This window comes from Catellatospora sp. IY07-71, from assembly GCF_018326265.1.
Taxonomy (GTDB): Bacteria; Actinomycetota; Actinomycetes; order Mycobacteriales; family Micromonosporaceae; genus Catellatospora.
Genome location: NZ_AP023360.1, coordinates 3,449,113 through 3,472,713 on the forward strand (window position 1 = coordinate 3,449,113; position 23,601 = coordinate 3,472,713).

Here is a 23,601-nt window from a genome sequence, read left to right on the forward strand (position 1 = left end):
ACAGTTCGCGCAAGATCGATTAGGCGAGGTGCGGGCTGGGGCTGGGGTCGTGGTGTCAGCGGCGGGGGAGGAGGAGCTTGACCTGGAGTTCCAGGGAGGTCGCGCCGGTGCGGTTGTCGACGGTGAGGTGCGGGACAGGGGGTTCTACACCGGCGCGGATCGACTCGGTGAAGGCGTCGAAGTTCGCCAGCTTCTGGCCGTCGCGGGGGAGGGCACGGGCGGTCAGGCGGGTGCGCAAGGTCTGCGGGTCGGTGCGTACCCAGACCAGGTGAACCGGGTTGCCGCCGAGCTCGTCGACCCAGGCTGCCCAGCGAGCCTGGTCGTGGATCTGGCCGGTGAAGGGGGCGTCCAGGAGGACGGGGCACCCGAATGAGCGGATCTGGCGGGCCGCCGCGGTCATGCCGCCATACTCGTGGATCTTGATGTGCTCGTCGTACCAGGGGCCTTCGCGCTCACCGTGGGGGCGGTCCGCGGCGGCGAGGGTGGCGGCGACGAAGCCGCCGTAGAGGACGTCCTTGTCGAGCAGGGCCGGGACCGGGTTCAGAGCCTGGAGGAGGAGCCTGCTCACGGTCGACTTGCCGGCGCCGGGAGGGCCGGCGACCACCCATACTGCTGCCTTCACGCTCGGAGACTACCGACACCGGTAACCCGATGTGCGTGATCAAGGGGGACCGTGTATCGTTGTGGCTCGTGCGGCTGACGCCGGACACCAGCGAGGATGTGTCTTCGGGGGTGTGGCGGAGGTCGGACACCACCGGTCCGGGTGGCGGAATGGCAGACGCGCTAGCTTGAGGTGCTAGTGCCCGTATAGGGCGTGGGGGTTCAAGTCCCCCCTCGGACACAGTAGTTGCACACCTAACGCATTCGCGCCGCTCGATCGTTCGGGCGGCGTTCTTGCTGTCCGAGGTCGCCGCGCGGTCTTCTTTCGGGGCAGGCGGACCGGGAAGCCGTCAAATGCCAGGTCGTCGTCGATCTCCACGCGCCAGGTGTAGTTGTCGCACCTGACTGCCAGCTCGCGTTCGCCGTGGAAGGCGTCCAGGACCTGTCGGGCCGTCGTGGGGTCTGCTAGATGTCCGTCGTACAGTCCCCGCAGCTGCGGAAGGTGTGTGGCGAGGAACAGGAAGTCCTCGTCCTGGCGGGCGTACACCGTGCGCTGGCGGTCCTTGCGCCGGATGTGCGCGCTGGTGCGGCCGTGCATGCACCGGTAGGACTCGCGGTCATGCACCCAGTGCGAGACCATCCGCCGCTGGCATACCTTGCAGAACATCAGCCCCGCGAGCATGTGTTCGCGGATCTGCCCGTCGACCGGCTCGGGTGTGGTGTACACCGCCTGCACCGCGACGAAGTCGGCGTCGCTGACCAAAGCCGGGTGTGCCACGGGTGCGGAGACCACCCACTCATGCAACGTGTTCCACCGGCGCGTCTCCGCCCGCCCGAGCACGTCATCGGCCCGGTCGAGCGGGCCGACCTCGGTCTGCTGGCGGTTCGGCACCTGCCGGCCGGTGTAACGCGGATTGGTCAGGATCGACTGTACCGTCGAGAAAACCCAGCCCTGCCGATGCGATGCGGATTGCTCACGTGATCGTCACTGCGGCGGAGCCGGTCGAGGCTCGCGACCGCACCGCCGAACCGGCCGCGCACGTGCGGATCGACATCGACGGCCGAGGGTGAGGACGCCCGGTCGTCAATGGGGCCGTCGGCCCACGTTCGCAGTCGTACGCCGATGCGGGCGCCTAACTCGTCCTCCACCTATGCGTGCGGCTGACCGGCGCATGCGCGGCCATGTCTGCGACCAGCTTCTGTGCTGCTTCGGCGGCCCTCTGCTCCCGTCGCGCGTGCAGCTCGTCACGGTAGGCGAGCAGGCCGGCCACGGCGCCCGCGAACTCCGTGAACCGCGTGCTGAAGGTGCCCAGCGAGGAGCACTCTAGAGCGGAGCAGATGTCGGTCACGGACAGGTCCGTGCCGCGCAACAACGCCGTGGCGCGCTCGATCCGGCGCGTCATGAGGTACGCGTACGGCGACTCCCCGTACGCGAGGCGGATCTGCCGGCTCAGGTGACCCGCGGACATGCGCACGCCGCGCGAGGGCCTCGGCGTCCAGCGGCTGCGCGTACTCGCGGTCCATGCGGTCGCGCACGCGGCGCAGCAGTGCGAGGTCGCGCAGCCGTCGCGTCTCGTCGGGTCCGCTGGTCGCGGGCCGATGGTGCCACGGGCGGGTCCGCCCGGCCACCGTTCCACGACCCGCGCCGGACAAACCCCGGCGCGGGTCGTATGCCTGAACGTGGAAAGGACGCGGGAGCCTGTCCGCTCCCGCGCCCTGACCGTCAGCGTGCCCCTGGGCCGGCCGTCACGCGGCCTTCACGAAGTACTGCGCGGCCGATCCGTTGCAATCCCAGATCTGCAGTCGCGCGCCGTCCGCTGTCGAGCCTCCCGGGGAGTCCAGGCACTTGTTGGAGTTCGGGTTGCGCAACCGGTTACCTTCCTGGACCCAGTTCTGTGCGCCGCTGCCGTTGCAGTCCCAGAGCTGCACCTTCGTGCCGTTGGCCGTGCCCGCGCCGTTGACATCGAGGCACCGGCCCAGCGTCCGCAGGGTCTGGCCGTCCCGGCTCCACTGCTGGTCCTGCGAAACAGCAGACCCCTGGCACGTCCACAGCTGCACGGCCGCGCCATTGCCGCCCGTATCGTTTCCGGCCACGTCCACGCACTTGCCGCCCGGCCCGTTGATCTGCGTCGCGGGTCCGCCCGTGCCCCCGCCGTCCTGGTAGTAGCGCACGTAGTCGATCAATGCGGTGAGCGGGAACTGGCTCTGCACGGGGTTCTGTCCGGGGTACGTGCCGCCCAGCGCCAGGTTGAAGATGAGGTGGAACGGCTTGCGGAACTCCTCCAAGGTCGCCGGTGTCGTGTCGATCACGTGCGTCTGCGTACCGTCGATGTACCAGCGGATCTGCGCAGGCGTCCATTCGATCGCATAGACGTGGAAGGCCGCAGCGTTGTTGACGGCGGGGTTCGCGACGTAGTTGGCGTTCTGACCCGCTGTCCACGGGAACACGCCGGTCCGCACATCCCAGAAGATGTTGTTCGTCACGGTCGCGTTCGCGTTCGCGTGTTCCATGATGTCGACCTCGCCGCAACTGGCCCAGTTGGTGGGCAGGCGGTCGTAGTAGGTCTGCGCCGGGTTGTAGGCGCTCGTGGATGTCTCGTCACACGAGTCACCGAGCATCCAGAAAGCCGGCCACGAGCCGGTGGCGGTCGGGAGCGCCATGCGCGCCTCGATACGGCCGTATTGGAAGGACCTCTTCGTGTCCGTCGTCATGCGGCACGACGTCTGGTAGAAGTTGCGGCCGTTGACCGTGATGGGTGTCGTGAGCCAGTTGGCGCGCATCACGAGGTTGCCGCCGGACTGCGTGCAGTTCTCGGGGCGGTACCACTCCCACTCGCCGTTGCCCCAGCCGTCGAAAGTATTGAGGCCGGGGTTGAGGCCGTTGCCGACGTTGTAGTTCCAGTTGGCGCTGCTGGGCGCGCCGGATCCGTTGAACTCGTCGGCCCACACGAGGTTCCACGCGGCGTGTGCGGGCTGCTGCGGGACGACCACGCTGCCGACGAGTGCAGTGACGGCGGCGGTGAGGAGGATCAGGAGGCGCCGGCCGCGTGACAGCGCTCGGTTCAGGGCGCGGCCACGGGGCATGCGGGGTGCGCGTTCTTGTTGAATCTCCACAGCGTATGTGCCCTTCTCGAGCAGGGGCGGAGGTGGTGCGATCGGCGAAAGTGCCTGTTCGAGTCCCTCCACGGATGTGAGAGCGCTCTCACATCGTGAGTGACTGGAAACCTTGTTGTCAATAACCTGCCATGCCAAAGAACGTCCGACTTCGATCCGCTGCCGCAATGGGAGCGGGTTTGCCGGCCGGTGCTGGCCCAGTGGGGTGCCTGCGTTACCTCCGCAGCGAGCTGGCGCGCCGCCTCTCCGGTCCGCGGTGACGACGGTTCGTTCACCTCAGCTGGTGGGGCGCTGGGCTCGTTCGCGGGTGACGTCGGTCCAGGGGCTCCACGCGAACCATCGCGGGATGGCCGAGGTGATCCTGGGCGGCCCGGCGACGTCGATCCGGCCGTCGGCGGTGGCCTCGGCCCAGGTGCGGTAGCCCTGGAACACGTCGGCGAGGTCTGCGGTGGTCGAGGTGACGATGGCATCGCTGTCGAAGCCCGGATGCTGGTGGCAGACCGACACCTCGCCCCGGTCGAGCACCAGCCAGATCGTCTGCGGTGTCGGCGCGGTGTGCCGGAATTCCAGCACCGTACGAGCCGTCGGCAGCGCCTCCGGCCTGACCCGGCGGTGCATCCACCACATGAGCGTGGTCGGCGGCACATCGTGCGGGCGGATCTCCTCGAAGAGCCATTCGATCGCCCACCGCGCCATCGCGTCGATGACCCGTTCCAGGTCCTTGCCAGCCGCGGTGAGGCGGTACTCGCTGCCACGCCCGGTCGGCGCGGGCCAGGTCTCGACGACTCCGTGCTTCTCAAGGTGGCGCAGTCGCTGGACGAGCAGCGAGCGGGAGATGCCGGGCATCGCCCGCGCGATGTCGTTGAACCGGGTGTTGCCGAGCACCATCTCCCGGAGGATCAGGGGTGTCCAGCGGTCCGCGACCACCTCGGCGGCTAGCTGGACCGGGCAGTAGTCACCGTAGTCAGGCATGGACATATCGTCGCAGCGCCTCGACGCGGCTTGTAGTCCTGAATCTGTACCAGCCAGGTCGCGATTGTGGACTAGTGGCGGGCCTACGCCGCCCCCGACGCTGAGTGCATGACGACAACGACCGAGCCCAGCGCTCAGCAGACCACCGATCTCACCGAGCGGGCCGCGGCCGTCGGCGCCACACTCGCCGAACACGCCGCCCGGCACGACGCCGAGGGCAGCTTCGTGACCGAGGCGTATGACGTGCTCCGCTCCGCCGGCCTGCTCAAGGCGGGTGTGCCCGTGGAGCTCGGCGGCGACGGCGCCACCATCGCCGAGCTCACCGCCCTGCAGCGCGAGCTCGCCCAGCACTGCGGTTCGGCGGCGCTGGCCAGCTCGATGCACCAGCACGTCGTCGCGTTCACCGCGTGGCGATATCGCCGCAATCTGCCCGGCGCCGAGGCCACCCTGCGCCGGGTGGCGGAGGAGGGCATCCTGCTCGTCTCGACCGGCGGCGGCGACTACACCCACCCGCGCGGCGAGGCGGTCAGGGTTGACGGGGGCTACCGGGTCACCGGACACAAGCGCTTCGCCAGCCAGTCGAACCATGGCACGGTGATGGCAACCATGTTCACCTGCGACGACCCGGAGCGGGGCCGGCGAGTGCTGAACGTCGCGATCCCGCTGGCGTCACCGGGCGTCACCGTCGCAGACAACTGGGACACGCTCGGCATGCGCGGCACCGCCAGCAACGACATCCTGCTCACGGACGTGTTCGTCCCGGATGAGCGGGTGCTCGCCAATCGCCCGTACGGCGTGGTCGATCCTCCCCTGCAGGTGATCTCGCAGATCGCGTTCCCGATCATCTCGGGCGTCTACCTCGGGGTGGCCGAGGCGGCGTACCGGGCCGCGATCGCCGGCGCCGCGCCGAAGGCGGAGAACGTGCTCGTGCAGCGCCAGCTCGGTCTGATGCGGCACAAGCTGCGGGTCGCCTCGTGGGCGCTCGACGGTGCCCTGGCCGCGGTCGGCGACGATCCCCGCCCGTCCCCCGAGGTCTATCTCGCGGTGATGTCGGCGAAGAACGAGGTCGCCGAGGCGGGCGTCGCGGTCTGCGATCTCGCCATGGACGTCGTCGGCGGGTCCGCCTTCTTCAAGGGCTCGGTGATCGAACGGTGCTACCGCGACATCCGCGCGGCGAAGTTCCATCCGCTGACTGCCGAGGACGTCCTGGTCGAGACCGGCCGGCACGCGCTTGGCAGCAAGGGCCTGCTCGCCTGACGACAGCAGCCCCTCCAAGCCTGGGCAGCATGTCCGACCCGCGATTCTCGGCCATCCACGTCGCGACCGGCTCGGCGATTCCGCCAAGCTGTCGAAGGACTGGTCCATGCCGCAACATATGGTTGCGGTCGCCGCGGCCGGCCGAGGATCGTGTCAAGCTGGCCAGGCCGCCTGAGGTGCCCCTTTGCCGCGAGGTCGGCCGGGCGGCGGCATGACCCTGTTGGTCGCCGCCCGGCCTGGTGATCACGCAAGCAGCAGCTCACCGGCCATCCTGATCATGTACTTAGGGTGCATGTAGCCCCTCGGACACCAACTGCATCCCAACGGTGCCCGCCAAGATCGATGTTAGCGTGCCGTTTGTTTTGCGCGGCTCTGAGCATCGCCGCGGATCTGTACGGCACCGCCCTGCTGGGCGGGCTCGTGCCGGGCGCCTTCGCCTACGGTCGGCGACCGCCGGCGTCATCCAGAGGCCGGTGACGTGCCCGAAGTGGCCTGACGGCCCGACATGGGCGTCGAGTCTCCGGTGAGCACTAACCTCCGCTGCCGGACCTCCCTGTCTCGCCGTCGTCGTACGAGACGACCAAGGCGCCGATGACGAACGTGCCTTCTTCCACGAACGGTGTGTTATGGACGGAGCCATGCGCCCGGCCTCTCGGCATCCAGCAGCGCCGCCGCCGATCCGAGTCCGACCGTAGGACGTGGTGCAGGACCCTGCGGGGCGTGTCGGGGCCTACTGCTGGATCAGCGTCACGGCACGCGATTCAGTCAATAATTGCTGACGTCCACACCGGAGCGCTTCTGTCGCGACCGGGGGACACCGCTTCCACCGGGACGACATAGATGAACATCGTCTGGCTGACGCCCCCGCCTTGCCCGTTGTTTCGCGGTTTTCGATGCGCTTGTATGGCGGCACCCCACCCCGAACCTGCGAAGTCGGAGAAGATCGCATGCGTTCTCGAGCCCTCATCCTTCTCAGCGTGCTCACCCTGTCCGTCGTCCTACCGGGTGTGGCAAGCTCCGCCAACGCCGTCAGCACCGACCGCGGCGCCGCCGCAACCCGTGCCGAGGACGCCCGCGTCCTGGCTTACTGGACCCCGCAGCGGATCGCCAATGCGAAGGTCCGCGACTACGTCCGCACCGGCTCGGGCAAGATGGTCCCGTATGCCAAGCCCGGCGGCGGTGGAGCGGTCACCGGCGCTTCGTGGCCCAACGGCGGCGCGATCCAGCAGCGTTCGGGCCGCATCCTGTTCTCCTCCGGCGGCTCCGACTGGATCTGCTCCGGCAGCGTCGTCAACGACGCCTCGACCAGCAACGGCTACTCGGTCGTCCTGACGGCCGGGCACTGCGTCTTCGACGGCAACGACGGCTGGTCCTACAACTTCCTCTACATGCCCAACTTCGACGCCGAGCCCAACTACGACTGCACCGCGCGGGTCAACGGCTGCTGGCGGGCGAACCTGCTCAGCGCCCACGATGACTTCGTCCCGGAGGGCTTCGGGACCGACGCGACCGTGCGGGTCGACTACGCCTTCGCGCGCGTCGGGCTCCGGATCGCCGGCGCCGGCACCGCCGAACTCGACGCCGCCACCGGCGGCTACGGCCTCAACACCTCGTCCGTGGCCCACAACGTCACGAAGTGGGCGTTCGGCTACCCCGCCGAGGGCAAGTACAAGGGCAAAGACCTCATCTACTGCTCCGGCCCGACGATCGACGACCCGTACGGTTCCCCGACCTGGGGCGTCGCCTGCAACATGAACGGCGGCTCCTCCGGTGGCCCGTGGATCTACGGCACCACCGACCCGGCCGTATACACCTCAGGCACGCTGCTCACCTCCGTGAACTCGTACGGCTACTCCGGGCTGACCTACATGTTCGGCCCGAAGTTCAACACGCAGACCCAGACGGTCTACACCTCGGCGGTCTCCGGGTCGGCGTCGTCGGGCGTGAGCGTCGTCTGCGCGGTGGGGACCTCGGCACCGAACTGCTAGCGCGTCACACCTCTCGCCCCGTCGGCCCTCGGCCGGCGGGGCGTTTCACGCTCCACCGATCCTCAACGATGACTGAGGGGCTCACAACGTTTTCCTGCGGGACCTGCTGCAGAGCAACGTTTTATGCCTTGTCATCGATGCGCTAGATCAACGGAATTCGGACACGTCAACCCCCACGCGTAATGGCGGCGTGGACAGTGATGCAACCTGCCCGGCTGATCAGCGGCAGGTCAGCCGCGATGGCCAGGCGTTCCGTAGGGGGCAGTTTCGGGTTGTGTCCCGCCCCAGGCTCGAACGTGCGCACCGTAGCGGGCACCCGCTTGTCATGACCTGATCCGCCACGTCACTGACAGGATTACAAGGTCATCTGTCGTCCTCATGTTCGGCGGGACCTGGCAGCGGGTCGATCCAGGCGGCCAACGCGCGCCGGGACGTCATCCCGAACCCATGCCACTGATCAATGCCCCGAAGAGTGACCAAGTGGAATATCGGTTGATAAGTGGGGGAGACTCCGCCTCCCGGGCCGGTGCCGATCGCATGAGAGTGACATTTTCGGTGGCCGTGACGGTCTTGGAAGACAGATGAGCACGCGACTCGGTCCCGACCGTCGCGCCGAGGCACCGCCTGCCGCCGCTACCGCGCCTGCCAGGCCGGACGGCGGGACGCCGGTGGCAGAGTTCGTGCCCATTCCGGTTCTGTTCATCGACCCCGGAGACGATCCATGCTCAGTACAGCCCTGGCGAAGCTGCTCACGGTGAAGGCCGCGTCAGTCGCGGTCGTCGCGGTGGGCGGCGGCGTCGCCCTGGCCGCCACGACCGGCGTGCTGCCCAACCCGCTCGGCAGCCCGTCGGACAAGCCATCGGCAAGCCACAGCCCCAAGCCCGACCACAGCACCGGCGCCAAGGGCTCGCCCTCGCCGAACCTCGAAGGCCTGTGCAAGGCGTATGACGCCAAGCCCGATGGCGAGCGAGGCAAGGCCCTGCAGAGCCCGGCGTTCCAGGCGCTCATCACCGCGGCGGGGGGTCAGGACAAGGTCGCTGATTTCTGCATGACCGTGCTGCCCACCGCCAAGCCGACCGGCAAGCCCGCCACGCCGGGCAGCAAGCCCAGCACGCTGCCCAGTCGCGGCGTGCCCTCGGCGAAACCGACCGACCACCCTGGCGGCGGTCCGGCCGCCACCCCGTCGCACAAGTGACGGCGTATCACTGATATCGCCCACGGGATCGGCGGTGACAGGCCTTCGCGTCTCGCAGGCGATTTTCCCGGCCGGCTTCTTCCCTCCGCCGGCCGCGGCACCCTCGGCCTGACCCCCCACGGCCGAGGGAGTGGCCGCACGAGCGACGGCCCCCCGACGTCGCTCGTGCGGCATCACCCGCCCGATGCGAGTCCCGGCGACCACGCCAATGGGGCCAGCCGGACCTACAGGCCGGGTTCGAGCAGGTCGGCCAGCGGCCGCAGCACCCGCGGGTCGAGCTCGCCACGCACGGCCGTGACCTGGTCGAGGGCAGCCAGGGCGGATGCCGGCGCGCTGACAGATCGTGGCGTGGGCCAGCGCGCTGGCTCGACTGGCGTGAACTGGTCCCAGAACCACTGCATGGCGTCGCGGCGCAGGAAGTAGCCCTCGGCGAACTGCTGGTACGAACCGGTGTCGAAGCTCGCGTCCGTGACCGGGCAGAACAGCACCTGCCCGGCGAGGGGAACGTCGCCATTCTGCTTGGCGGTCAGGGCTGCCCGGCGATGAGCTGTTCGAGTCGTTAGCGTTCGTCGGGCAGCGAGTTGCCAGCCCACCTCACTCGGGATGCCCCGAGGCGAATTTCTGCTTGCAGCGACGGCGGAGTCGGCGTACTTGATGATCAAGCGGGCCAGTTCCCATCGTCCGCGTCGGGCCGGTCTTGGGTGATGTACTCGAAGGTCCGGCGCTGTCGTGAGCGGAAGCGGTTGGTCAGGGCAGGTGTCGCTGGCCCCAGGTCGGCGGTCATAGTCGGCCCCACCGATCACGGAAGGTGCGCCCAAGCGTGGCCGGTTCGGATTCTGGTCGCGTCGACGCTTGTCGTTGGACGGTGCTGGGGGCCTCACTGATCGGGTCTCGGTGACATTTTCGTGGTGATCAGGTTCTTTCGTCGGTGTTCGGGTTAGAAGTTTCGCCATTCATCGAACCATTTGTCGGAGATATCCGATGGGATTCCGGCTTGTTGGGCGAGGTCGGCGAACACATCGCCTGCTTCTTCGCGTCGGATGGTGTCCATGAGGAACTCTTCGCCGTCGAGGTCGTCGAGCCCGTTGATGAACGCGCGCAGGACGGGCTCGGCTGCGCTGATCGGGTCGGTGCCGTCTGGAATCGCTTTGATCGCGAGAAGCGTGGCGTCGTAGAGAGCGCAGGCCGCCGCGGCGTTGGGGGCTTGTTCGTCGATCCAGTTCCGGAACGGGTTGTCTGCGCTGGGGGCAGGAGTAGGGTTCACGCCGGTCAACATAGTCCGTGGCTTTGACTTCGCACTGCTGGTGTCGTGGGTTCAGGCGGTCATCTGGCTTCGGGTGCGGACGAGGCGGTAGGAGGCGGTGCCGGTCTGGATGATGTCGCCGCCGAAGGTGAGGCGGTCGACGATCGCGGCGCAGAGGCGCGGGTCGGTGAACGTCTTGGTCCAGCCGGAGAACGCTTCGTTGAAGGCGATCGCGTAGCGGTTAGTCAGAGCCATTCGCCTGCCGATTCGCGCCGTAGTCGACGTTGTCGCCGAGTTGTGCGGCCATCCGGTCTCGGATGCGGGCCGCCTGGGTCATCCGTGTGCGCTGTCCGATGATCGTCCAGGCGGCGGCCTCGTACGGGCTGTGGAACTGTACCGGCCGCAGGCGGGGATCACCTGCTCCGAAACCGCACCCGTGGCCGCGAGCTGCCCACCGGGCTGACCGAGGCCGGCCGCGCGTACCCCCACGTGGCCAGCGCGGCGGTACGCGATATCGAGAAGAAGATGTGCGCCGACCTGGCGGTCGCACAGCAACGTGTACTGCTTGACAGCCTTAAGGCATGCGTCCGCAATCTCACCGAGAGTCCCGAACGCGCTAGCGGGGGGACAGCCGGTTAGGTCGTGTCCTGCATCCGGCGGAGTGGGCCAGGTGGGAGGAGGTGGGGCCTTCGACCTGATGGTGCCCGACGTTGCGAGGTGCATGGCGGGATCGCATGTGGGAGCGTTCCCAGCACAACCGAGGCTCGAAAGGTGGCTGATTTGGGGACCAATCATAATAATTGCTTACATGAAAATTCCGGGGGTGTTCGGTCGCGCGGGTCGGCGGCTGTTGGCCGCGGGTGCCGTGCTTGCCGTGACGACGGGCGCCCTCGCGGGCTGCACAAAATCCGACAAACAGGACGAAGTGCCACCCGTGCGGCTCGGTGCCCTACTCCCGCTGAGCGGATACTTCGCCCCGACCGGGCGGCCGATGGCCGACGCGTACAACATGGCGGTCAAGGAGGCCAACGAGGCGGGCGGAGTGCTGGGACGCCGGGTGGAGATCGTCTTCGGCGATGACGCCTGCGACCCGGGTGCGGCGGTGGCCAGCGCCAACGAGCTGGTCAGCAAGGACATCGTGGTCTCGGTGGGCGGTGGATGCAGCGTGGCGGCCGTACCGAGTCTCAAGATCTTCCGGGCGGCGGAGATACCGATGATCATCCCGGCCGCCAACTCCACGGATCTGCTCGCTCCGGGGTACGACAGCGTCTTCCTGCTCGCCGGAACCACCAGGCTCGAGGCGAAACGGAGCGTCGAGGTGATGGGCAAGCTCGGCGTACGGCGGGTGGCCGTCGTGGATGACGGCACGAGCTTCTCCGACACCCTGGCGGCGGAGACGACCACGTTCGTCAAGGAGATCGACAACGGGGCGACGCCCACCGGGCGACAGCGGGTCAGCCAGGGCGCGACGAGCTATCCCAGGGTCGTCGCGACCGTGCTCCAGCAGCGGGCGGACATGGTCTTCTACACCGGCTACTACGCCGAGGCCGCCAAGTTGATCCGGGACCTGCGCGCCGCTCACTACACCGGCACGATCCTGCTCGCTGACGCGGGAACGGACCCGGCCCTGCTCAGCCAGATCACCCCCGCCGAGGCGGAGGGGCTCTACGGTCTTTCGCTGCCCGTGGCCCAGTTCATGCCGCAGGCGGCGGCGTGGGCCGCGAAGTATCGCGCCGCCTACGGCAGAGAACCCGGACCGTTCACCATGCAGGCGTACGACGCCGCCCGGCTCGCGATCAACGCGATCGGCCGCGCCGGCACCCTGGACCGGGATGCCGTCCGGAAGGCGATCGCCGACACCAAGCCGGGCGACATCCAGCTCCTGTCCGGACCGTCCGAGTTCCAACGGGACGGTACGCAGGTGAACCCGACCTTCCTGCTGCTGCGGGCCCAACACGGAGCGTTCGTCCTGTCGGACTTGTAGGGGCTCGATATGCCGATGCGGCATTGACCAGCGGCGACGCGGCGGGTCGGGTCGGGTCGCGTCACGAGTTGGCGGTCCTGGGCAGGCCGAGTCCTGGGCTCGCTTGTCTGAGCGTGTCAAAGACCGCTTCGATCCCATCGGCAAGGAACAGGTGGAGTGCGGTCACGGCTGGGCCGGCGGGGGTGGCCCGCCGGCCCAGACTCTGCCTAGGCGGCCATGGGGATGCCGTGGTCGCTGGCGTTCCAGGCCGGCCCGGTGCCGTTGCCGCTCAGCCACAGCTCCCACAGCGTGCCCGTGGTACCGCGGCCGTACACCCGCAGCGCGCCGACCGAGACGATGGCGGCCGGGTCGCCGGTGAACACCGCGCCGTACGGGTTGCCTGTCGCCCAGGCACAGGCCGAGCAGGCCAGGCTGTCCTCGCGGAGGGCGTTGCCGGGGAACCGGGAGTACACCCGCAGCGTGCCCGACGCGAGCACCGCGGCCGGTTTGCCGATCATCGAGCCGCCGGCGTGGTCGGCTGCGGACCAGGGGCCGGCCACATTGCTCAGCCACAGCTCCTTGAGCGTGCCGGTGGTGCTGCGGCCGAACACCCGGAGCGCGCCGAGCGCCGCGATCGCGGTCACGTCGCTGGTGAAGTATGCGCCGGCCGGCGAGCCGATGCTCCACGGCCCCGCAGTGCTCGGCAGCACGTCCTCGCGGAGCAGATTGTTCGTGTACCGGCTGTACACCCGCAGTTTGCCCCAGCCGTCGACCACCGCCGACGGGTTGCCGATGATGGCCGCGCCGCCGTGGCCGGCGTGGTGCCAGGCGTTGTCCGAGCCGATCCAGGCCTCTATCAGCGCCCCGGCGGAAGTGCGGCCGAACACCCGCGTCGTGCCGTAGTGGATCGCGGCGAAGTCGCTGGCGAACACCAGGCCGGGAATCGGCGTGCCGACGCTCCAGCTTCCGCTGGCGCCCAGCGTGTCCTCCCGCATCTGGCCGTTCTCGTACCGGGAGTAGACCCGCAGCCCGGTCGGGGTCACCACCGCGGTCGGTTCGCCGATGATGTCTGCGCCGCCGTGGTCGGCGGTGTGCCAGCCGCCGCTGTCCAGCCAGCGTTCCATCAGCCGGCCGGTGGGGCTGCGGAAGAAGACCCGGGCCACGCCGTAGGTGACGGGTTCCGCGTCGGCCGTGGTCTGTGGGGGCACCATCTTCTGGCCGATGTGGACCGCGGCTGGCGCGGCATTGGCCGGACCCGCGAACCCGATCGCGCACACCGCGGTGGCGAGTCCGACGGCGAGCCGGCCGAGCGCCGACGTTCGAGTGTTCATTGTTCCTCCGTATCGTGATGGCGACTGTTGCCTTCCTCAGCATCCGGCGAGCCGTCACGGTGGGATCACTCTTCTTTCAGGGTCGGCCCACCGGGGGGCAAGTGATGCTGACTGGTCGACTTACCGTGGTGCTGGCGGCGGCCGGCTATGGCAAGACGACGGCGGTCCGGTCCTGGCTCGGCGATGCCGAGCACACCTGGCTGGGTCCATCGACATGGGATGATCAAGCGTCGACGGCACCGGTCGTCGTGATCGACGATCTGCACCTCGCGGCTGAACTGCCCGCGCTGCGCCCGCCACCGACTGCCCGGCTGGTGCTGCTGACCCGCCAGCCGCCCACGCCGGGGATCCTGCGGTGGGCCGGTGGCGTTCCGGTCGAGGTCGGGCCGGGTAGGCTCGCCCTGTCAAGGCAGCGCACGATCCGGCTGCTTCACCAGCGGCACGGCATCGCCGAGCCGGAGGCCACGCACGTGCACCAGCTGACGGCCGGCTGGCCGGCCCTGGTGCTGCTGGCCGGTGCGGCGCTGGCTGGCAGCCGCGTCGGACCCGATCAGCTGGCCATGCCCGGCAACCCCATCGCGGAGTACGTCGACACCGAAGTGCTGGCTCCCTTGTCGACGGTCGCCCGGCGCCTGGTGGCGGACTGCGCCCGAATCGAGGCAGTCTCCCCCGCGATGGCCCGCGAGCTGGGCCACCGCGACGCCGAGCGGACCCTGGCCTGGCTGGCGCGGCTCGGCCTGGTCGTTCCGACCACACCGGACCACCAGTGGTACCGGCTGGTGCCGCTGCTCGCCGCCGTGGTCCGCGCCCAGTACCCCGCCCGGCCGCGGGTGCTCCGGGCAGCCGCCGACTGGCATGTCCGGCATGGCCGGTCCGCCGAAGCCCTGCGCCTGCATCTGGCCGCCGAGGACCCCGACAGCTGCGCGGCGCTGCTCAGCGGGTCCGGCAGTGCGTTGCTCGCAGGCGGGGCAGCCGTGGACGTCGCCGCCGCGATCCGGTCCCTGCCCGCCGGCCACCGCGACGAACGGCTCACCCTGCTGCTCGGCGAGGCGCTGGCGATCACCGGTGACACCGCTGCCGCCGTGGACACGTACGCGACGCTCGACGACGGCTCCGAGGAGCTGCCTGCCGGGCTCGCGTGGCGGTACGGCGCCGCACTGTACTACGCGGGCACCGCTGGCGACGCCCTGGTCATTCTCCGCCGCGGCCGGCTCACCGGCGCCGATTCGGCCGACGAGGCGCAACTGCTGGCCTGGACCGCGGCGGCACACTGGCTGGCCGGGGACGCCACCGCGAGCCGGGCGGCCGCGCACCGCGCGCATCGGACGGCTGAGGCGACGGGGGATCCCCGGGCCCGCTCGGCGGCGTACGTGGCGCTGGCTCTGGTGGCCAATCTCGACGGCGACCAGGCGGCCCTGCACAACCACTACGAGCGGGCCCTCGCTCTGGCCGAGGCCGCCGGTGACGTGGTGCAGGCGATCCGGATCCGGACGAACCTGGCCGTCGCGCTGGAACGCGAGGCCCGGTACGCCGATGCGCTCGCGGTGCTGACCCCGGCGGTGACCGCCGCCGACCGGATCGGGCACACCGCCATCCTGGCCCTCGGGCTCGGTAACCAGGCCAGCCTGCTGTCCCAGCTCGGCAGGCTGGACGAGGCGGTCGCGACGTATGAGCGCTGTGTGGCCGCGTACCAGAAAATCGGTTCCAGGAAGGTCTCCTACCCGCTGTCGGGGCTCGGCATCCTGTATCGGCTGCGGGGCCGGACCAGCCAGGCGCTGGCCGCCTTCGAGGAAGCTGCCCGCATCGCGGCCGAGGACGAGAACCGGCTGGGCCTGATCCCGGCCCTGGCCGGCCTGGCCCGGACCCTCGCCGCCGAAGACCCCGACCGGGCAGCCGGACACGCCGCCCGGGCGCTGGAGCTCGCCACCGGCCCGCTGCTCTGTCCGGCCCAGCTCGCGCACGGCTGGGTGGCGCTCGCCGCCGGCGATGTCGCCACCGCTGTCGACTGGGCCCAGAGCGCGGCTGCGGCCGCCCGGGCACACCGCGACGCCGGCGGCCTCGCCGAGGCCCTGGAACTGCGCGGCGCGGCCAGCACCGACCCGCGCGAGGCCCGCCAGGCGTACTGCGAGGCGCTGGCCATCCACCGCGACGCCGGCGCCGAGGTCTACGCGGACCTGGTCCGGGTCGCGCTCGGCCGGCTGCCCGGCGCGGCAGCCGACGAGCAGTCGCAGGCCCGCCTCGCCACCGGCCGGCTCACCGAACTGCACGTGGTCGTGCCGGATGCGGACGGTCCGGTGGTGCAGATCCAGGTGATGGGCCAGTTCCGAGTGCTGGTCGACGGCGAGCCGGTGCCGGCCGCGAGCTGGCAGTCCCGCAAGGCCCGCGACCTGCTCCGGATCCTGATCACCCGCCGCGGGCGCCCGACGTCCCGGGAGGAACTCACCGAACTGCTCTGGGAACCCACCCCGGACGAGGCCGACAAGGTCGGCCACCGGCTGGCCGCACTGCTGTCCATCCTCCGCGGCGTGCTCGACCCGGGCCGGCGGGCCGCCACCGACCACTTCATCACCGCCGACGCCAGCAACCTCGCACTCAACCTCGACCGGCTGGTGATCGACGTGGAGGCCTTCCTCGACGACGCCCGGCACGGCCTGCGCCTGCACGCCCGCGGGGCATCCGACCAGGCCGGCCCACTGCTGCGGGCCGCCGAGGCCGGCTACGCCGAAGTGTTCGCCGGGGACCCATACGACACCTGGTTGCACGCGCTGCGGGAGGAGGCCCGCGCGGTGTACCTGCACGTGACCCGGGTCCTCGCCGAGCTGAGCCGCCGGGCCGGGGACTGCGATGACGCGGTGCGCTACCTGCTCCGGATCCTCAGCCACGACCCCTACGACGAGCAGTCCCACCGTGACCTGGTGACCGTGCACCTGGACGCGGGCCGGTACGGCGAGGCCCGCCGGGGGTACGACCGGTACGCGGCGGCCATGGCCGAGCTGGGCCTGCCGGCGCCGACCGCTTCGGCACGCTGGGGGGCGGTGCTGGCCCGCGACAGCATCGTGGCGGTGTCGGGACACGGTCCTACGGAGTGAACACCGGCGCAGGCGGTGACCATCCGATCACCGTGACGGGTCGCTCGCCGTCGCAGGGTATTCACCGGCCAGATCTGCCCCCGGCGACGGAGCGAGTACGGTCCGGTTCCGACCGGCCTGCTTGGCGGCGTACAGAGCGCTGTCCGCTCGCGCGACCAGCTCATCCGAGGTCTCACGGCCGTCCCAGGTCGCTATGCCTGCGGAGAAGGTCTGGCCGAGGGGAGTGGTGTTGCGTAGCCGGTCGACCACCTGCCCTGCTCGGACACCGTCGGCGTCGGGTAGCAGGACGAGGAACTCCTCGCCGCCGTACCGGGCCAGGTAGTCCACCTCGCGCAGCCGCCGCTGCCAGGCAGCGCCGGCAACGGTGAGCAGCCTGTCCCCGGCCGGGTGTCCGTGGGTGTCGTTGAAGAGCTTGAAGTGGTCCATGTCGAGCATGGCCACCGAGAGCGGGACGCTGTCGCGGCGGGCCCGTTCGATGGCCCGGGGCAGCTCGATGGTCCAGGCCCGGCGGTTGGGCAGGCCGGTCAGTTCGTCGGTGTGCGACATCTCCCGGATTGTCGTCGCCTGCTGTTCCAGCCGCCGTATCAGTTGCGACATCCGTGTCGCTACCAGCAGGACCATGGCGATGCAGCCCACGGCGATGGCGAGCCCGTTGGTCACCCGACCCTGGGCGACCTGGAAGATCAACAGCGCTGGAGCGATCAGCGCCGCGCCAGTGAACAGGCAGATCGTGGCAATTTTCAGGTGAGCGGCTAAGGGCTGGTCCTGTTCGCCGATCTGACGGGCTGACGGGTGCAGCGCGGCAGCACCGATCAGGGTGTACGCGAGCATGGAGGTCACCTGGATGAGGCGGCGGGTGGTGTCGTCGGGTGACTGCCCGAGCACGTGGAGGACGGCCCAGGCGATGTCGGCACACAGGAACGCCGCCAGCGATCCGCTCATCAGCCACAGAGCGCGAGGACGAGGGCGGCGAGCGCCTAGGTGCAGCCTGATCAGCATCGCGGCGAGCATCAGGTCGCCGACCGGATAGGCGATGCTCACCAGGTGTCCGGGAATGCTCAAGGTCGGGTCCCCGGCGCTCGGTGCGATGATGAATATCCATGCGGGCAGGCTGAGTCCCGCGACGACCATGGTCGCGTCGACCAGCGCTCCCCAGTCCCGCCGGGCCTCACGCTTACGGATCAATAGGGCGAGCCCGAGCGCGAAGGCGGGGTAGAGGGTCAGGTAGAACGCGTCCGCCAGCGACGGCACCGAGGGCAGGCCCGTCGGATGGACCAGAGCGGCGTCGATGGCCTCGACGAAGAGTCCGGTGCTGTTGGCGAAGATCCCCACCGCGAAGCAGTACCAGGCTGCCCGGTCGTCGGTGTTGCGCCGGGCGCCGACCAGGATCGCCGTGGTCGCCAAGTAGCCGACGGCCACCTGCCACAACACGGCGACCAAGCCGTCAGGTGCAGCGAGGAAGAACCCTACTAGCGCTGCAAGCATGGCAGCTAGGTAGAGCACCAGAGTCAGCCGCGGCATCAGGTTCCTCCATGCCGACCGTCGCTGGAACTATTCCTGCGCTGAAATCCCCTCACCCCTGTCGCACCTCAAAATATTATGCCGGTTTTGTCCGGCGTCAGGCTCGAACCGGATAAGCAACGGCCGGGCCCCTGTCGGCATTGCCGCGTGCGCTCCGCGTCGAGCCGTTCGTGCACCGGCCGGCGTACGTCGGGGAGCAGCCGGAGCTTCTCGAAGATCCAGATGAGCCGCCTAGGGGAGCCTCTTGGACGGGGTTTCGTCGCTCCTGGGTAATGAGTTCCTCAGGTCCCACCAATGCTCTACCTGCGCGGATAGGGACACACTCCGTGTGGGCCGTACTCATTGAGGATGCGCAGAGCGGCGCTCGGCCGTTGGCCCCGGTCAGGGCCACATCTGCATTCACGGCGGTTCGGGGTCGGTAAGCGCTGCCGACCGGATCTGTAGCAAGGATCGCTGAGACAGCCGCTGCGCCTGCTCTCGCTTGGCGCGTAGGAAGGTGAGGGTAGGTTGATGCCTTTGATCTCACCCAGCCATCGTTCGGTCATGATCAGCCGCTAGATCAACTGGATTGACGTCGACAGCGTCGGGGTTACGTGCGTCATGCGGCGACGGCAGCCCGCCGGAACAGTTCCTCCGGCATGGGCTCGGCCAGCCGCCAGGTGACCGCCATCGGCTTGTCGCGGCGATGCTCGACGTACGTGGCGGTGTCGTGGAACACGTAAGGCTTGGGATGGTTGGCGTCGGTCGACTTGGCCTCGCGAGTGAACAGCAGCACGTGGCTGCCGTTGCGTACATGGCTCTGGTAGCGCAGTCCTACCGGCGTCCGCTCTGACGTGTTGTTCTGTGACTCCCAGTGGAAGAGTTCGGGCGTCAGCGCATAGTCGCGGGCGAGGCGGTGCAGGGTCTGCTACACGTGCGCGGCGCGGCGGTGACCGTCGTGCAGAGCTGGACCGCGCCGGGCATGGACGGATCGGGACTCGAACTGCCCGACCCGGGTGTGATCATGCGGGTGAATCCGGACGGCGACTCGTTCGCCCTGCTGGCCGAACCGCACCGGGTGGAGGCCGCCCAGCCGGAGGACCGCCCTGGCCTGCCCAGCCCGATGCTGGGCGCCCCGCGCGGTCGGGCTGCAACGGCTCTGCTGAGCGGCGTATGACGGCGGCGCGCCCCGGCCCGTACGGTGGGGCGCGCCGCCGGGTCCACCTGTACGGCGGGGGCGGGTTCGGTGCTCTTGAGCTCCAGGCGTTTAGCTCGGTGTCGGCGTGGGAACATCGGCAGTTGCGCATCACAGGGCGTTGGTCCAGGTCACGGGCTGGCCGGTGATGGCTTGAACGCGACCGGACCGCTCGGAAGAGGACGCCGAGCCGATGGGCACCGGCGGTCGGATGACGGGTTCCGCCGTCACCGGCCAGTCTCAGAGCGGAGGCATGCCGAACAGTCGTTATGCACCAGTTTGAAGGTCGAAGTCTCTATTAGGCGGGGTCACTGATCATGACCGTACGAACTCCTTCCATCGATGAGCATCCTGATCTTGCGACGTTGGGGCTACGGTACGAGGAAGCCGCCGAAACTCCGACGGCGCAGGTGGTGGAGGGTCTCACCCTTCTCACCGGTCTTTACCTCGCTATCTCGCCCTGGGTGGTCGGGTTCACCAGCCACAACAGCCTGACGGTGAACAACGTCTTCACCGGTGTCACCCTCGCGGTGCTGGCCCTGTGCTTCGCCACCATGTACGGGCGCTCGCACCGGATCGCCTGGGTCGCCCCGGTCATCAGCGCATGGACGATCTTCGCGCCATGGCTGGTCAGCGGACCTGCGCCCAGTGTGGGCGCCATCGTCAGCAACGTCATCGTCGGCATGGTGGGCCTGGCGTGCACCATCGCGATGATGATGCTGGGCAGGCGAAGGGCTGGCGTGGCGAGCCGCAGGGTCCCGGCAGTGCCGACCGACCCTATGCGTGACCAGCGCCAGTGGCCGGGGACCGGTCCCGCCTGAGGCTGCCGCGTTGAGGACGCGACCAGACAGGTTCAGATGGTCCACTCAGAGCGAGGCATCACCGTGGTGATGCCTCGCTTCTGTTGGTGCTGGTTGTGAGAGCCGACAGGGCTGTCGTCAGGTGGTGCTCCGGCGTCTGCGGCGGCTCGGACGAAGGCGCGGCTGATGGCGGACCTCAACCGCGCCGTCACCGGCAACGGCGAGCGGATTGTCGCGGAGCTGCTGGAACGATTCGAGCTGACCGCCGCGGCGGGCAAGCCCGCGTCGACCTACTCCGGCGGCATGCGCCGCAAGCTCGACCTCGCCATGACGCTGGTCGGCAACCCGCAGATCATCTTCCTGGACGAGCCGACGACCGGCCTCGACCCGCGCAGCCGCCGCACCATGTGGTCGATCGTGCAGGACCTGGTCGCCGACGGCGTGACCGTCTTCCTCGCCATCCAGTACCTGGAGGAGGCCGACCAGCTCGCCGACCGGATCGCCGTGCTCGACCAGGGCCGCCTGGTCGCCCAGGGCACCCCCGACGAGCTCAAGCGCCAGATCCCCGGCACCCACGTACGGCTGCGGTTCACCACCGGCCGCCGAACTCGACGACGCCGCGCGGGCCTTCCCCGAAGCCGCTCGCGACGACGAGGCGCTGGCCCTGCCCGGCGACGGAGGCACCAAGACGCTGCGGGCGCTGTTGGACCGGCTCTACGAGCACTCCGTTGCAGTCGAGTGCTCTCTAGTGAGCACTCGTGTTGCCGTCGGCCGTTGTCGGCCGACGGTCCCCGTCTGATCCACCTGGGTGGTGCGGAGTGGTCGTTTCGCAGCCACCTGCCACCACGAGGGTGGTCTCACGGTCGGCTCCACGATCGTTTTGCGTCTCCCGGCCACTCCGGGCGACTGAATCCTGTCCGTCAGGGTGTCGCCGCCTCGGTGAATCGAAGTCAACCGAGGCGGCACCGCACCCGGCCGAGCACGAACCGGCCGGCCTGGGCTCATGCGAAAAGCGTCGCGGAGTACAAGAACGGCCACTGATCGTCCGGGAAGCCGGGCCGACCGGTGTCACCGCAGGACAATGCCGGCCACGCCAGCGTGGGATGCCGACAAGCGATCGGGGTACGCCATGGGCCTCTTCTCACAGCTGGGCGACATGCTGCTGGGGCGCACCGGTGCGAAGGACCTGAACACGCTCACCGACGACGAACGGCGCACGCTGCGGCCCATGGCGGACCTGTTCCGGATCCTGGCGCGGCAGCCGGTGTCGCTCCCGGCGTTGCGGCACTGCGAATCGGTCTACGAGGGCCTGCCCTCGCCCGATACGGACAGCCGCATGATCAGCGCGGTCAGAGGCAGTCTGCTCCTCGCCATCGCGGACGGGCACCGGGCGCTGGGCAACGGCGGCGACCGGACGCGGTGGATGAACGTCGCTCGCAGCGAGGCCGGCTGGACGGGCGACAGCCGGTTGAGCCCCGGATTCCACTTCCCGCTGTCCAGCGCGCTCACCCTGACCACGCACATGATGGCCGACCAGCGCGACATCGCCCCGGTGGTCTGGGGAATGCTCCACGAATGGAAGCGAGTGGGCGTACGGTCCGCCCAGCCCGTACTGATCGCCCTGCGGTCCGCCCAGTTCACCCCGGGCAACGGCTTCGTCATGTCTCTGGTGGAGTTCGCGGAGGCGTGTTACCCGGGCGTCGTCGCTGAGGCGATCGACATCTCCCTGGCCCGGGCGGTGCGCAGCCGGAGCGGAGACCGCCGCACGGACGCCGCGGAGACCGCCGTGTTCGCCGCCGGAGCCCTAGTACGCCTCAACCCGGCCGACCATCACGCCGCCGAGCTGCGGCGCAGGGCCCAGGAGCTACTGCTCGGCGCACCGGTGCCGCTCCCGTCCGCGACTGCCGGCGTCGCCGACCTCCCTCAGCTCGACCCCGGCGAATGGGACGGCTACCTCCAGGCGCTGCGCGAGTCGCCGCTGGCCGAGGACGTGCGCGCCGCGAAGCTCGTCCAGGCGGCATACCTCCGGATTCCCTTCGGCAAGGGCCACGACGAGCGGGCCGTGCGGGCCTTCGTCACGACGGCGCATCAGTCGCACGCCGTGCGGGCACGCCGGATCCTCGACCTCGACGGCACCCTGGCCCGCCTGCTGATCCATCTGCTCGACGGCACCCATGGCACGACCGCGATCCGGGTCGCCGAACTCGGCGCGGAATGCCGTGACGGCGCTGCCGTACGTGCCACGCCGATCTCCGTCGCGGACTCCGCCGTCGGGACGGCGTACTGCGACATCCCTTTCGGGCCGACCGACGACGTGGACGTCACCGCGCTCGCCGAGGCGTTCCCCGGCACGGTGTTCGTCTGGATCGACGAGCACCCCGCGACGGACGAGAACGCCGGGACCGACCAGGAGCAGAGCGTCTTCCTGGGTGCCGGGCTGGACACCACGACCGGCCGGACGTGGACGGCGAAACTCAAAGCGCGGCTCGACACCGGACGCGACGGCGCCGCCGCACGTGACATCGAGCTGGTCACCGCCCGCGACGTCCGGACCGGCCTGGCGAAGGTGGCGGGGCTGCTGCCGATCGGCGACACGGTGGCCACCCGCGTCGTGGTGATCCCGAACCACCGGGCCTCGCGGCTGCCATGGTCCCAGCTGCTGCCCGAGTCGATCACCGAGTACTACACCTGCCCGTCGGTGGGAGCGCTGATGCGCCGCCGCGGTGAACGGCCGGCCTGCCCTCTGCTCGGCGCCCGGCCTCGCATACTCGGGATTTTCGACGATGCGCTACCCGGGGTCAGGCTGGAGCTGGCGGCGCTGACCGGGTTGCGCGAGGCCGGGCTGATCGAGTTCGAACGGGTGCGGACCTTCGACAAGCTGCGTGCGGAGCTGGCCGCTGGTGGATACGACCTGCTGACTATCGGGGTGCACGGCAGCCCGGCGGACGGCGCGGAGTACCGGATGATGCTGCCCGACGGCGAGGCGACGCCCGCCATGGTGTTCGGCCTGGCGCTGCCGCCGATCGTGGTGCTGGGCAGCTGCTGGTCGGCGCAGACGACGTCGGCTCCCGACTTCGTGGCGACCTCGGTCGGCTGCCTCGCGGCCGGGGCGGACCTGGTCGTGGGCGGGCTGTGGGCGATCGACGACCTGGCCGCCGGCCGGGTGCTGGCCGACGCATACGCACGGTTCGCCGCGGGTGTGCCCTTCGCGGCGGCGGTCAGATCCGGTCGCCGTGCGGGCGAACCGGCCGCGGAAGGGCTGACGGTGCACGGCTTTCCGGCGCGTACGGTCTGAGCGTGCCGCCTGCATCAGGCCATGGGTGGTCCCATGGCGACCGCCGCGACCGCGTGCGT

The 23,601-nt window shown here is 69.6% G+C and carries 18 protein-coding genes, 1 tRNA gene and 3 pseudogenes; 10 read left to right on the plus strand and 12 right to left on the minus strand.

Going from position 1 to position 23,601, the window contains the following annotated elements; all coding sequences use genetic code 11:
- Nucleotides 1-55: 55 nt before the first annotated feature.
- Entirely contained in the window at nucleotides 56-622 is a 567-nt protein-coding gene (locus CS0771_RS15795; RefSeq protein WP_212841694.1) for an AAA family ATPase, read from the minus strand.
- 135 nt (nucleotides 623-757) lie between these two features.
- Between CS0771_RS15795 and CS0771_RS15800 the strand changes: the two genes are divergently transcribed.
- A tRNA-Leu gene (locus CS0771_RS15800) sits at nucleotides 758-841 on the plus strand.
- On the opposite strand, the gene CS0771_RS39655 is transcribed toward CS0771_RS15800, so the two are convergent.
- The 5 genes and pseudogenes from CS0771_RS39655 to CS0771_RS15820 all read right to left on the minus strand — a co-directional run bounded on the left by CS0771_RS39655 (nucleotide 797) and on the right by CS0771_RS15820 (nucleotide 4,686).
- Nucleotides 797-1,282 carry a zinc ribbon domain-containing protein gene (locus CS0771_RS39655; RefSeq protein ID WP_371821585.1) on the minus strand — a complete coding sequence of 162 codons (486 nt, stop codon included), beginning with the start codon at nucleotides 1,280-1,282 and terminating at the stop codon, nucleotides 797-799. The two genes, CS0771_RS15800 and CS0771_RS39655, sit on opposite strands and share 45 nt — an antisense overlap.
- A gap of 54 nt (nucleotides 1,283-1,336) precedes the next feature.
- Nucleotides 1,337-1,555 (minus strand): annotated as a pseudogene (locus CS0771_RS39660) (recombinase family protein); the annotation flags it as partial.
- 319 nt (nucleotides 1,556-1,874) lie between these two features.
- Nucleotides 1,875-2,124: pseudogene (locus tag CS0771_RS39665) on the minus strand (helix-turn-helix domain-containing protein); the annotation flags it as partial.
- 222 nt (nucleotides 2,125-2,346) lie between these two features.
- Complete coding sequence (locus tag CS0771_RS38735) at nucleotides 2,347-3,786, minus strand: ricin-type beta-trefoil lectin domain protein (RefSeq protein WP_244870812.1); 1,440 nt, start codon at nucleotides 3,784-3,786, stop codon at nucleotides 2,347-2,349.
- 204 nt (nucleotides 3,787-3,990) lie between these two features.
- Nucleotides 3,991-4,686 (minus strand): helix-turn-helix domain-containing protein, encoded by a 696-nt coding sequence (locus tag CS0771_RS15820; protein WP_212841695.1) that lies wholly within the window; start codon nucleotides 4,684-4,686, stop codon nucleotides 3,991-3,993.
- A 108-nt stretch (nucleotides 4,687-4,794) separates the two neighbouring features.
- Between CS0771_RS15820 and CS0771_RS15825 the strand changes: the two genes are divergently transcribed.
- The 3 genes from CS0771_RS15825 (at nucleotide 4,795) to CS0771_RS15835 (ending at nucleotide 9,126) form a co-directional block, all read left to right on the plus strand.
- Nucleotides 4,795-5,943, plus strand: coding sequence for an acyl-CoA dehydrogenase family protein (locus CS0771_RS15825; RefSeq protein ID WP_212841697.1), 1,149 nt, complete (start codon nucleotides 4,795-4,797; stop codon nucleotides 5,941-5,943).
- Between the two features lie 947 nt (nucleotides 5,944-6,890).
- The gene (locus CS0771_RS15830) at nucleotides 6,891-7,931 is read left to right on the plus strand and encodes a serine protease (RefSeq protein ID WP_212841699.1); all 1,041 of its coding nucleotides are present in this window, start codon (nucleotides 6,891-6,893) and stop codon (nucleotides 7,929-7,931) included.
- 721 nt (nucleotides 7,932-8,652) lie between these two features.
- Complete coding sequence (locus CS0771_RS15835; RefSeq protein WP_212841700.1) at nucleotides 8,653-9,126, plus strand: hypothetical protein; 474 nt, start codon at nucleotides 8,653-8,655, stop codon at nucleotides 9,124-9,126.
- Between the two features lie 224 nt (nucleotides 9,127-9,350).
- Here CS0771_RS15835 and CS0771_RS38740 read toward each other — a convergent pair whose 3' ends face one another.
- The 3 genes from CS0771_RS38740 to CS0771_RS15850 all read right to left on the minus strand — a co-directional run bounded on the left by CS0771_RS38740 (nucleotide 9,351) and on the right by CS0771_RS15850 (nucleotide 10,624).
- A complete protein-coding gene (locus CS0771_RS38740; RefSeq protein WP_244870813.1) occupies nucleotides 9,351-9,788 on the minus strand; it encodes an alpha/beta hydrolase fold domain-containing protein in 438 nt (145 codons plus the stop codon).
- Between the two features lie 275 nt (nucleotides 9,789-10,063).
- A complete protein-coding gene (locus tag CS0771_RS15845) occupies nucleotides 10,064-10,390 on the minus strand; it encodes a hypothetical protein (protein WP_212841702.1) in 327 nt (108 codons plus the stop codon).
- A gap of 51 nt (nucleotides 10,391-10,441) precedes the next feature.
- Complete coding sequence (locus CS0771_RS15850) at nucleotides 10,442-10,624, minus strand: ATP-binding protein (RefSeq protein ID WP_305834865.1); 183 nt, start codon at nucleotides 10,622-10,624, stop codon at nucleotides 10,442-10,444.
- A gap of 679 nt (nucleotides 10,625-11,303) precedes the next feature.
- On the opposite strand from CS0771_RS15850, the gene CS0771_RS15855 reads away from it, so the two are divergent.
- Nucleotides 11,304-12,353: a branched-chain amino acid ABC transporter substrate-binding protein gene (locus tag CS0771_RS15855; RefSeq protein ID WP_212841703.1), complete on the plus strand. Its 1,050-nt coding sequence runs from the start codon at nucleotides 11,304-11,306 to the stop codon at nucleotides 12,351-12,353.
- A gap of 206 nt (nucleotides 12,354-12,559) precedes the next feature.
- Here the strand turns inward: CS0771_RS15855 and CS0771_RS15860 are convergent, their stop codons facing one another.
- A complete protein-coding gene (locus CS0771_RS15860) occupies nucleotides 12,560-13,663 on the minus strand; it encodes a hypothetical protein (protein WP_212841704.1) in 1,104 nt (367 codons plus the stop codon).
- Nucleotides 13,664-13,767: 104 nt separating this feature from the next.
- Here CS0771_RS15860 and CS0771_RS15865 point away from each other — a divergent pair, with 104 nt between their 5' ends.
- The gene (locus CS0771_RS15865; protein WP_212841705.1) at nucleotides 13,768-16,752 is read left to right on the plus strand and encodes a tetratricopeptide repeat protein; all 2,985 of its coding nucleotides are present in this window, start codon (nucleotides 13,768-13,770) and stop codon (nucleotides 16,750-16,752) included.
- 27 nt (nucleotides 16,753-16,779) lie between these two features.
- On the opposite strand, the gene CS0771_RS15870 is transcribed toward CS0771_RS15865, so the two are convergent.
- Together CS0771_RS15870 and CS0771_RS15875 are read right to left on the minus strand one after the other, a co-directional pair.
- Entirely contained in the window at nucleotides 16,780-18,273 is a 1,494-nt protein-coding gene (locus CS0771_RS15870) for a GGDEF domain-containing protein (protein ID WP_244870814.1), read from the minus strand.
- 598 nt (nucleotides 18,274-18,871) lie between these two features.
- Complete coding sequence (locus CS0771_RS15875; protein WP_212845853.1) at nucleotides 18,872-19,174, minus strand: DUF3427 domain-containing protein; 303 nt, start codon at nucleotides 19,172-19,174, stop codon at nucleotides 18,872-18,874.
- Between CS0771_RS15875 and CS0771_RS15880 the strand changes: the two genes are divergently transcribed.
- The 4 genes and pseudogenes from CS0771_RS15880 to CS0771_RS15895 all read left to right on the plus strand — a co-directional run bounded on the left by CS0771_RS15880 (nucleotide 19,169) and on the right by CS0771_RS15895 (nucleotide 23,542).
- Nucleotides 19,169-19,429 carry a hypothetical protein gene (locus CS0771_RS15880; RefSeq protein ID WP_212841706.1) on the plus strand — a complete coding sequence of 87 codons (261 nt, stop codon included), beginning with the start codon at nucleotides 19,169-19,171 and terminating at the stop codon, nucleotides 19,427-19,429. The two genes, CS0771_RS15875 and CS0771_RS15880, sit on opposite strands and share 6 nt — an antisense overlap.
- 335 nt (nucleotides 19,430-19,764) lie before the next feature.
- A complete protein-coding gene (locus tag CS0771_RS15885; RefSeq protein ID WP_212841707.1) occupies nucleotides 19,765-20,268 on the plus strand; it encodes an SPW repeat protein in 504 nt (167 codons plus the stop codon).
- A gap of 147 nt (nucleotides 20,269-20,415) precedes the next feature.
- Nucleotides 20,416-21,046, plus strand: a pseudogene (locus CS0771_RS15890) (ATP-binding cassette domain-containing protein); the annotation flags it as partial.
- 330 nt (nucleotides 21,047-21,376) lie between these two features.
- Nucleotides 21,377-23,542 carry a CHAT domain-containing protein gene (locus CS0771_RS15895; RefSeq protein ID WP_212841708.1) on the plus strand — a complete coding sequence of 722 codons (2,166 nt, stop codon included), beginning with the start codon at nucleotides 21,377-21,379 and terminating at the stop codon, nucleotides 23,540-23,542.
- Nucleotides 23,543-23,601 lie beyond the last annotated feature (59 nt).

Coding starts and splice junctions, on each gene's coding strand:
- CS0771_RS39655 (WP_371821585.1), bottom strand. CDS start 1,282: ATGCTCGCGGGGCTGATGTTCTGCAAGGTATGCCAGCGGCGGATGGTC.
- CS0771_RS15820 (WP_212841695.1), bottom strand. CDS start 4,686: ATGCCTGACTACGGTGACTACTGCCCGGTCCAGCTAGCCGCCGAGGTG.
- CS0771_RS15825 (WP_212841697.1), top strand. CDS start 4,795: ATGACGACAACGACCGAGCCCAGCGCTCAGCAGACCACCGATCTCACC.
- CS0771_RS15830 (WP_212841699.1), top strand. CDS start 6,891: ATGCGTTCTCGAGCCCTCATCCTTCTCAGCGTGCTCACCCTGTCCGTC.
- CS0771_RS15835 (WP_212841700.1), top strand. CDS start 8,653: ATGCTCAGTACAGCCCTGGCGAAGCTGCTCACGGTGAAGGCCGCGTCA.
- CS0771_RS15850 (WP_305834865.1), bottom strand. CDS start 10,624: ATGGCTCTGACTAACCGCTACGCGATCGCCTTCAACGAAGCGTTCTCC.
- CS0771_RS15860 (WP_212841704.1), bottom strand. CDS start 13,663: ATGAACACTCGAACGTCGGCGCTCGGCCGGCTCGCCGTCGGACTCGCC.
- CS0771_RS15865 (WP_212841705.1), top strand. CDS start 13,768: ATGCTGACTGGTCGACTTACCGTGGTGCTGGCGGCGGCCGGCTATGGC.
- CS0771_RS15870 (WP_244870814.1), bottom strand. CDS start 18,273: ATGCCGCGGCTGACTCTGGTGCTCTACCTAGCTGCCATGCTTGCAGCG.
- CS0771_RS15885 (WP_212841707.1), top strand. CDS start 19,765: ATGACCGTACGAACTCCTTCCATCGATGAGCATCCTGATCTTGCGACG.
- CS0771_RS15895 (WP_212841708.1), top strand. CDS start 21,377: ATGGGCCTCTTCTCACAGCTGGGCGACATGCTGCTGGGGCGCACCGGT.